Origin of the sequence: Paenilisteria rustica, from assembly GCF_013820765.1 — a bacterium.
GTDB classification, from domain to species: domain Bacteria; phylum Bacillota; class Bacilli; order Lactobacillales; family Listeriaceae; genus Listeria_A; species Listeria_A rustica.
In genome coordinates, this window is the sequence record NZ_JABJVM010000011.1 from 100,344 (window position 1) to 108,037 (window position 7,694).

Below are 7,694 nucleotides of genomic sequence, written 5' to 3' on the forward strand. Positions count from 1 at the left end.
CTTGATTCTGTATAATGGTAACGTTGCTTGGAATCAAGTATCGGAAGTTTTTTCATACTTATATTATACTACAGAATACCCGAAAACACGCATTAGAAAACCATGAGAATATACGCACAAAATGAGGAGTAAATACAAGATGGAATGGAAAGAAGAAAAAATAATCGCCTTCAGATCAGCTTTGATTGACTGGTATGAGACGAACAAGAGAGTATTGCCATGGCGCGAAAATACAGAGGCTTACCGGATTTGGGTTTCTGAAATTATGTTGCAACAAACCAAAGTCGACACAGTTATGCCATATTTTGAGCGATTCATGACATGGTTCCCAACGATGAAAGACTTTGCAGAAGCGCCAGAGGAACGCATTTTAAAAGCATGGGAAGGTCTCGGTTATTATTCGCGTGTTCGTAATCTACAAGCGGCTATGAAAACAGTGGTGACAGAGATGGATGGCGTTGTGCCAAGTGATTTAGACGGGATACTTGCCCTAAAAGGTGTTGGGCCATATACTGCGGGCGCGGTGCTCAGTATTGCCTACGCGAAGCCAGAGCCGGCCGTTGATGGTAATGTTATGCGAGTGATATCGCGTATTTTAGAAATTGACGATGACATTATGAAGCAAAAAACGCGGAAGAGATTCGAAGCCGCGCTTTATCCTCTGATTGATCCAGAAAAGCCGGGCGAATTTAACCAAGGTTTAATGGAAATCGGCGCACTTGTTTGTACGCCCAAAAAACCGATGTGCCTCATTTGTCCGCTACAAGAATTTTGCGAAGCGCATAAGGTTGGGAAAGAAGAAGCCTATCCAGTCAAAATTAAGAAAACCAAAGTGAAGAAGGTGTTCCTATCTAGCGCTATTGTCCAGGTTGGAGTCGACCAATATATCATTGAACAGCGGCCTGATACAGGGCTGCTCGCTAACTTGTGGCAATTTCCGACCGTGGAATTGACGGAAAATCACGAAACAATGAAGTTAGCCTTTTTACAACAATACGGCATCGATCTCGAAGTTGAGTCAGAGCCAATCGCACACGTGAAACATATATTTTCGCATTTAGTCTGGGAAGTGGACGTATTCGCAGCGCAAGCGATTACTACACAACCCTCAGATTTAAAATTAAAAACCGTCACAAAAGCCGAAATGGAGCATCTAGCTTTTCCAGTTCCATATCAAAAAATGTGGCAAGCATTTCTAAAGGGGGAAACAATACAATGAATAAGGTAGCATTAGTAACAGGAAGCAGTCGCGGAATAGGGCGGGAAATCGCGCTCGAACTTGCGAAACAAGGATATGATATCGCGATTAATTTTGCTAGAAGTCGCAGTAAAGCTGAAGAAGTCGCAAAAGAAGTTGAAGCGCTAGGGCAAAAAGCGATTCTTGTACGTGCAAACGTTGGAGATATCGCGAAATTAAAAGGTATGTTTGAAGAAATTGATGAAGCATTTGGGCGACTGGATGTTCTGGTAAACAACGCAGCGAGTGGTGTTTTACGACCGATTATGGAATTAAACGAGTCACATTGGGATTGGACGATGGACATCAATGCCAAGGCGCTACTTTTTGCGAGCCAAGAAGCCGCGAAACGCATGCAAAAAACAGGTGGTGGGAAAATTGTGAGTCTGAGTTCTGTTGGAGCGATTCGGTATTTGGAGAATTATACAACGGTTGGTGTTTCAAAAGCGGCTGTTGAGTCATTGACACGTTATTTGGCTGTGGAATTAGCGCCACTTGGGATTTCGGTGAATGCTGTTTCTGGTGGGTTGATTGAAACAGAAGCGTTGGATCATTTTCCTAATAGAGAAGAATTATTAGCGGACGCTATTGCTAAAACTCCAGCAGGGCGTATGGTAGAAGCGGGCGATTTGGTGAAAGCTGTTTCGTTTTTAGTGAGTGATCAAGCAGATATGATTCGTGGACAGACGATTATTGTAGATGGTGGGCGGACGTTGTTGGTATAGGGGTTAAATATACATGAGAGCAAAGTGAGCACGGGATTCATGTACTGCGTTATGATTGGTGCTTCCAGATCCAGTTTCAACGGCTAGCTTCGATTCTTGTTGGTAATGGTAGAGACAGAGGTAGAGAATAGTTTTGTTGTATTTCAGAGTAGGGCAATCATGTACACGGGAATGCTCTGGGCTTTGACTTATCATCATTTCGCGATCCAGCTTCAAGAGCCAGCCTCTCGGAAATTTCGTGACCTCCGTAAAAACCAAAAGAGGGTTTTGACTGCGCCCCCTAACAATTTCTGTCGAGGCTAAGCGGGCTCTTTCAGCTTTTCGTGTCTTTTCAGTTTTTTTGCAGCTAATTGCATGTTATAATGGAAAAGGATGTTAGATCGATAGTACATGGAGAAAGTAGGATATTGGATGTACTTACCTAAAGAGAAAGAAATAATTCAAATCAAAAGCTACAAACACGACGGCTCACTTCATCGTACTTGGAAAAAAACGGTTGTTTTGAAATCGACGGAAAATGTTATTATCGGTGGGAATGATCATACTCTAGTGGTAGAATCTGATGGCCGAAAGTGGGTAACTCGCGAGCCTGCCATTTGTTATTTCCACAGTGAATACTGGTTTAACGTGATTTCAATGATTCGAGAAGACGGGATTTATCATTATTGTAACTTAGGTACGCCTTTTGCATCAGACGAGGAAGCGGTTAAGTATATCGATTACGATTTGGATATCAAGGTATTTCCAGATGGTCGTTTCCACTTGCTAGATGAAGGCGAATATGAACAACATAGACGACAAATGAAATATCCAGACTCCATCGACCGTATACTGAGGCACAATGTAGATGTTCTTTCACACTGGATTCTGGATAAAAAAGGTCCATTTTCCAAAGATTACATCGACATTTGGTATGAAAAGTACAAAGAATATCGCTAAATTTAGAGTAAAAACACGCAAAACAAGCTTCCGTCACTGGAATTTTGTTTTGCGTGTTTTGCCGTTCAATAAACCATTTCAACTGCGTAAGGCGTATTTTTCATAACTTGGCAAAAGCGGCGCGATATCTAAACATGAGCGCTGCAGAAACACCAGTGTCTTCGGATCCAGCGATAACCGAACACGCAAAAAACCGAGCCAGCTATAGTAGCTCACTCGATTTTTTATGTTATTCATGCACATCAATATCAATTTTATTTTCCTCGTCATGCCGCAGTTTGAAGCTATGAATCAATTTCTCCAAATAATCGACAGTCTCCTGATAAGCAAAGACGCACGCGATAATCCGCATCAAATGATATTGATCGATCCCCTCATCGTCGTCCTCCTTATCAATCTCCTTCATTTCATTCAAAAACAAACGCATTAAGTCTGCCGGATCCTGCGAAAAATGCTTCTCAGCGTAGTTCAAATCCACTGAAACCTTATCAATATACGTGAGTAACAACTGCTCATGCGTATCCGTCAAATAATCAATTTGCATCCGAATCAATTCCTGTTTATCAGGCGGCAACTGCAAAAAGTCATTTTCATAGCGATGCAAGATTCGCAACAATTCATAGCCCTTTTGCGAACAAAGGATCATTTGCCGGTATACTGCGATTTTTCGCGATTTAGAAATGTTCGTTCGCCTCAAAAATGTTCGTTCCTCGCGATACAGTTCATAATAACTACTCATTTGCGTAATCTGTTTTTGCATCCACTTCATGTCTTTTTTGAGGAGCGGAAAATCGGCTGCATGACGCAAATTTAACTTAATCCAGCGCATAATCTCGTCATTTGTACTATAAATAAATTGGAACAAAGTCACCTCGTATTTTGGCGGTAAGAAAATCAAATTCACGATAAACGCTGCAACAAGTCCAAGCATGATTGTGCCAAACCGCGTGAGTGCAATCATTAAGAAATCGCTTGTAGGCGAATCCATCACGATAACGAGCGTCACTAGCGCCAGACCGATTGTTTTTTCAAGTTTGAATTGAATTAACAGGGCCACACAAAGAATCGACGCAATCCCAATCAATATGAAGTCATTCCCAATATATAGCCCGAAGCCGATCGCGATGGCCGCACCAATCACATTCCCTTGTGCCCGTTGCAAAATTTCTAAATAAGACCGATAAATCGATGGTTGTACTGCAAAAATTGCCGAAATCCCTGCTAAAGAAGGAGAAGGGGAGTGACAAAGCTCGGCAATAAAAAGCGCTAAACTAATCGCAATTCCTGTTTTTATAATCCTAGCCCCGAATTTCATCGCTGGTTAGTCCTTTCTGTACTCTATTTCTCCTATTATAACCGTTAATCTTGCTTTACAAACTAATCAAGGTGCCATTTTTGCAAAAACACGGTCCACAGCTGCGAGGGTTGCCTCAATATCCTCATACGTATGAGCCGTTGTAATGAACCAAGCCTCGTATTTAGAAGGAGCCAACATAATACCTTCTTCAACCATCAACTTGAAAAATTCACCGAACAGTTCGCCATTTGTCGCTTGCGCATCCTCATAAGTCACAATTTCCTGATCCGTAAAGTAAACCGTCAGAGCGCCTTTAATCTGATTAACCGTAACCGTAATTCCGTGCCTAGTAGCCGCATTCAAAATCCCGTTCTTCAATCGAACACCGAATTTTTCAAACCGATCATAAATTCCAGCTTCCTGCAAAACTTCCAGACAGGCAATCCCAGATTGAATCGATGCGGGATTTCCAGCCATCGTCCCAGCTTGATACGCCGGACCGAGCGGAGCGACTTTTTCCATGATATCAACACGACCACCGTAAGCGCCAATCGGTAAACCGCCGCCAATAATTTTTCCAAGAGCCGTCAAATCAGGCGTCACACCTAATAAGTTCTGCGCGCCACCATACATAAATCGAAACGCAGTAATCACCTCATCATAAATAACAAGCGCCCCAGCCTCATGCGTCAGCTCGTTTACTGTTTCCAAAAAGCCATCCACAGGTCCAACAATCCCGAAGTTTCCAATAATCGGTTCCACTAAAACCGCAGCAACCTGATCTCCCCAGATACGAATCGCCTCTTTAAAAGTAGCAATATCATTAAAAGGCACCGTAATCACTTCTTCTGCCGTAGCCGTCGTGACACCAGCAGAATCAGGCGTGCCAAGCGTAGAAGGCCCAGAACCAGCTTCCACAAGTACCAAATCAAAATGCCCGTGATACGAGCCAGCAAATTTGATGATTTTATCGCGTCCAGTATACGCACGCGCCACACGAATCGTCGTCATGACCGCTTCCGTCCCGGAATTCGTAAACCGTACTTTTTCCAAAGAAGGGATAGCTTCTTTCAACATTTTCGCAAAAGTAACTTCATGTCGCGTGGGAGTTCCATATAAAACACCGGTTTCAGCCGCATGTGTAATCGCTTTTGTAATATGAGGGTGCGCATGCCCGGTGATAATCGGTCCATAAGCTGCCAAATAATCGATATACTTATTACCATCTACATCCCAGAAATAAGCGCCATTCGCACGCTCCATCGTCACGGGAGTCCCGCCCCCAACACCTTTATAAGAACGCGATGGACTATTAACCCCACCGACAATATGCTCGAGCGCCTCTGTATGTAGCTTTTCCGACTCAGAATGGTTCATTTTTGATACATCTCCTTCATTAATGTTTCTTCCCTTCCCATTTTAGTTGAAATAGTGTCAGACTGCAATGAATAGAAGCAAGTTCATTGTAACCGAGACAAAAAGAGTCTAAAATAAAAGTATATAACGCATAGGAAGTGATGTGATCCCGTTGAAAATATTATTTACAATGCCAATTCCAAATGACCTAAAAGAAAGACAACAAGAACAATTTCCCGACCACACATACGAATACATAGAAAACTTAGCATCCTATCAAGGTATAGACAAGGTGGACTGCATCGTGTCCTACGGATCAGACATCACCGATTCCATCATTGAGGAAGCAAAAAGGCTACGCTGGCTCATGGTTTTCTCCGCAGGAATTGAAGAACTCCCTCACGCTAAACTCCAAGAAAAATCAATTTTAGTCACCAATGTCCGAGGAATCCACGCAATCCCAATGGCAGAATTTACGATGGGTTTCATGCTATCTCATGTGAAGCGACTAGCGAGCTTTGCGTCAAAACAAACAAAAAATGACTGGGAACGCGATCCACAAATTGGTGAGCTAGCAGAAAAAACAATCATTGTCGTCGGAACAGGAGCGATAGGGAGCCAAATCGCCCAATTCGCGAAAGCCTTCCAAATGAAGACAATCGGCATCAACACATCAGGGGAAAATATTGCACCATTTGATGAAGCAGTCTCTATAGAAGAAATACAAACAGTTCTACCAGAAGGTGATTTCATTGTATCCGTCTTACCCGAAACGAGTGCCACGAAATCATTCTACAAAAAAGCTCACTTTGAAGCCATGAAAAAAAGCACCGTATTCATCAATATCGGTCGAGGCTCCGCGATATCGGAAGAAGTTCTCATGGACATAGCGTCAAATCAAACAATCGCGCATCTATACTTAGACGTTAGCCCAATCGAGCCATTACCAAAAAATCATCCACTCTGGAATTTTACTAATGTCACCATCACGCCGCACGTATCTGCCCACTCACCAAAGTATCTCTATAGAAGCTTTGACATCTGGCTCGAAAATGTTGCAAGATTTCAAAAAGAAGAACCATTATTAAACATGATTAATTTAAATAGAGGCTATTAAAGAAACGATTGCGTATCCCAATGTTGACAGAACCAGCCAGAGTTAGGTAGAATAGAATATATGTACAATCTATTTAAATTATGCGAGAAAGGAGTGCATGACGGTGTCTCATTCTCATTTACGAGAAGCAATAGATGTCTTGAAAAAAACTGGAGTCAGAATAACTCCTCAACGTCATGCTATACTTGAATTCTTAATTAATGCTGATACCCACCCTACCGCTGATGAGATATACAGAGCGCTTGAAGGGAACTTCCCCAATATGAGTGTAGCTACAGTTTACAATAATCTACGCGTATTCCGAGAAGCAGGACTAATTAAAGAATTACCATATGGCGATTCATCCAGCCGTTTTGATTTTTCTACATCCGAACATTACCACGCAATCTGCAATGAATGCGGTAAGATAGTAGATTTTCATTATCCTGGTTTAGACGAAGTAGAACATTTTGCCGCGAGTGTCACAGGATATGAAGTAAACAAACATCGATTAGAAGTCTATGGAACATGTCCAGAATGCCAATCAAAAAAAATATAATACATCCAGAAAACCATCACTTCATTTGATTTGGTGGTTTTCTTTCTTATTTTTGCATAAAAGCTATTATATTTATGCAAAAAAAATCTGAATTAACAAATGGCTACATAGCAATGTTTAACGCATACATTTTTGTGGAATTAGAGTACAGTACGAAAAAAAACCAAATTATTATGCATAACTTGGTTGACATTATCCTGATTAATTGATATATTAGTTCTCGGCGCTACTAACCAACACTTTTACAGAGAAAAATAACACAAAATAAATTATAGAAAATTGTTGACAGATAAGTGCTTGAATGGTATGATTTAAAAGTCGCAAAAAACAAAACAACATAAGTGATAGCAACGCGATAATGACCTTTGAAAACTGAACAGAAACAAAGATAAAACCAATAGAGACAGTGATGTTTCTAGGTAAGAATCGCAGGGCGGAAATAGAAAGCTATTTCCAAAAGTAATACTAGTAAAGTAATTTGCTAG

At 41.5% G+C, this 7,694-nt stretch carries 7 protein-coding genes; 5 read left to right on the forward strand and 2 right to left on the reverse strand.

Features of this window, described 5'->3' with window-relative positions; translation table 11 throughout:
* Window positions 1-121 precede the first annotated feature (121 nt).
* From mutY to ntdP, 3 genes are all read left to right on the forward strand, one after another.
* Complete coding sequence (gene mutY / locus HPK16_RS11330) at window positions 122-1,219, forward strand: A/G-specific adenine glycosylase (protein ID WP_181677063.1); 1,098 nt, start codon at window positions 122-124, stop codon at window positions 1,217-1,219.
* Window positions 1,216-1,962 carry an enoyl-[acyl-carrier-protein] reductase FabL gene (gene fabL, locus HPK16_RS11335; protein WP_181677064.1) on the forward strand — a complete coding sequence of 249 codons (747 nt, stop codon included), beginning with the start codon at window positions 1,216-1,218 and terminating at the stop codon, window positions 1,960-1,962. Before mutY ends, fabL begins: the two co-directional genes overlap by 4 nt.
* A 411-nt stretch (window positions 1,963-2,373) precedes the next feature.
* A complete protein-coding gene (gene ntdP, locus HPK16_RS11340) occupies window positions 2,374-2,901 on the forward strand; it encodes a nucleoside tri-diphosphate phosphatase (RefSeq protein WP_036062731.1) in 528 nt (175 codons plus the stop codon).
* 229 nt (window positions 2,902-3,130) lie between these two features.
* Here the strand turns inward: ntdP and HPK16_RS11345 are convergent, their stop codons facing one another.
* Both HPK16_RS11345 and HPK16_RS11350 read right to left on the reverse strand, forming a co-directional pair.
* Window positions 3,131-4,216 carry an aromatic acid exporter family protein gene (locus HPK16_RS11345; RefSeq protein WP_181677065.1) on the reverse strand — a complete coding sequence of 362 codons (1,086 nt, stop codon included), beginning with the start codon at window positions 4,214-4,216 and terminating at the stop codon, window positions 3,131-3,133.
* A gap of 66 nt (window positions 4,217-4,282) precedes the next feature.
* Window positions 4,283-5,575 carry a glutamate-1-semialdehyde 2,1-aminomutase gene (locus HPK16_RS11350; protein WP_181677066.1) on the reverse strand — a complete coding sequence of 431 codons (1,293 nt, stop codon included), beginning with the start codon at window positions 5,573-5,575 and terminating at the stop codon, window positions 4,283-4,285.
* Between the two features lie 142 nt (window positions 5,576-5,717).
* On the opposite strand from HPK16_RS11350, the gene HPK16_RS11355 reads away from it, so the two are divergent.
* Together HPK16_RS11355 and perR are read left to right on the forward strand one after the other, a co-directional pair.
* A complete protein-coding gene (locus tag HPK16_RS11355) occupies window positions 5,718-6,671 on the forward strand; it encodes a D-2-hydroxyacid dehydrogenase (protein WP_343064815.1) in 954 nt (317 codons plus the stop codon).
* 97 nt (window positions 6,672-6,768) lie between these two features.
* On the forward strand, window positions 6,769-7,209 hold the full coding sequence (gene perR, locus HPK16_RS11360) for a peroxide-responsive transcriptional repressor PerR (RefSeq protein WP_181677068.1): 441 nt from the start codon (window positions 6,769-6,771) through the stop codon (window positions 7,207-7,209).
* Window positions 7,210-7,694: the final 485 nt, after the last annotated feature.